We start from the raw sequence: 1,580 nt of genomic DNA on the forward strand, positions 1-1,580 counted from the left end.
AGGAGGTAATTTTGCTTGGCGCACCACTTGAAGAACGCGCGCACCGGGATCAGCCGTGCGTGCTGGGCGCGGAACGTCAAGGGCTCACCGTTTGCCTTGCGCAGGGTGTAGAGACTCCGCTGATAGCGCTCCAGGATCGGTTTTGTGATTTCTCGTGGGGTAGCGAGGCCGCGATCCGTGCACCACGCCACGAACACCCCGAGATACGATTGCCGGTTCTGCACCGTGGGCGCCGCGTAGTTATGGACCTGCAACCATTCCAGATACCGCAGCACGTAGGCGGCGAGCCCTTGGGCATCGTGCGGCGCACGCAGAGCCGCTTGACCGGCCGATGAGGCGCGCGGCACGCCTTACCCCGCGCTCGCCGCGACGGTCACGGAGTCTCGATCAGCGGCTAAAAGGGAAGATAAAACGGGCGCGCGCGAGACAACGTTATGACTATGACCATTCATCGAGACCGACCCGCAGCGTGCGGTTTCCGGCTCGATGCCGTCGATGTCGCTTTGGATCGCTATTTCTCCGGGGTTTTCGGCGGATTCACCGCTCTGCGAGGTGCCCACGAGGACGGTGCGAGCGGCCTGCAAGGCGGGTGCAAGGTGGGGTGTCTGACCCTGCGAGGTCGGCGTCGTAGAGTCAGATTCAGAGTGTGCGGCACGCAACGCCTCCACATCGATCAGCCCCATCATTTGCGGTCCTGAGCGCTCCAACGCCCCATCGAACAGCAGCTCGTACTCGAAGCGCTGGCCGTTTTTGCCAGCGACAGTGCGCACATACTCCATCGCCACCAGGCGCTCTAAGTGCACGCGGATCGCCGCATCGCTCATGCCGCAGCGGTTTCTGAGTTCACGGCGAGTGAAGCGCACATCAGCGCGTAGGATCGCGCTGTGCTGCATCCGTTCCGTGACCAAGCTCTCGATCAGCCCCAGCACTCGGCGGGTCTGTGGCGGCAGTTCGTCGAGGCTGCGGCCTAGGACTTCATGGGCCAGTCGATTCGCCAGCGCGATATCGGCGAGCGTCACTTCGATATACTCGATCACGGCGCCGCCCTGGCGCAGCGTTTTGATGTCGCGCTGGTGTTGACGCAGCAACGTAATCGCCTCGATCAGCGTGAGGTACTTGGCGTGATCGCGGCGCATGCGGGTCCGGTCATCGAGGAACGTCAGCTCCTCAGCGTAGGGGTTCACCACCGCCAGAGGCCGCAGCAGCCTCTGCGCATTTTGGTGCAGCTTTCGGATCGCTTCGGCGTCGCTCGTCGCCACGAGCCCGGCGAGCGTGCGCCCCGATCGCTGCCGAGCAAGGATTCTCCGGGTTTGCTCGCGGCTTTCATTGATCGTGAGCACCAGACACCGATTCACCAGTTCCTCGTCCACGTCGATCGCCGTGGTGGTCAGGAACAACATGACCGGGCCTTCGACCCGGTACTGCTGCGTCACCAGCATGCCGGTGGCCGGGTCTTTTCCCGTGCTCGCGATGGTGAGTTCTCCTTGGGACTGTACGACCTGCAGTGCGTAGGCGGCCTGCCGCACGCCGGCCTCCTCGGCGATGGCCGAGATGCGATGCTGCATGTCCGTCTCGCCGAG

At 63.6% G+C, this 1,580-nt stretch carries 2 pseudogenes; both read right to left on the bottom strand.

The window, feature by feature from the left end:
- Positions 1 to 347: pseudogene (locus M0954_RS05435) on the bottom strand (phage integrase N-terminal SAM-like domain-containing protein); the annotation flags it as partial.
- A 3-nt stretch (positions 348 to 350) separates the two neighbouring features.
- Positions 351 to 1,580 (bottom strand): annotated as a pseudogene (locus M0954_RS05440) (hypothetical protein); the annotation flags it as partial.

Source organism: Paraburkholderia sp. (assembly GCF_026225065.1).
In the GTDB taxonomy this organism is placed as follows: domain Bacteria; phylum Pseudomonadota; class Gammaproteobacteria; order Burkholderiales; family Burkholderiaceae; genus Paraburkholderia.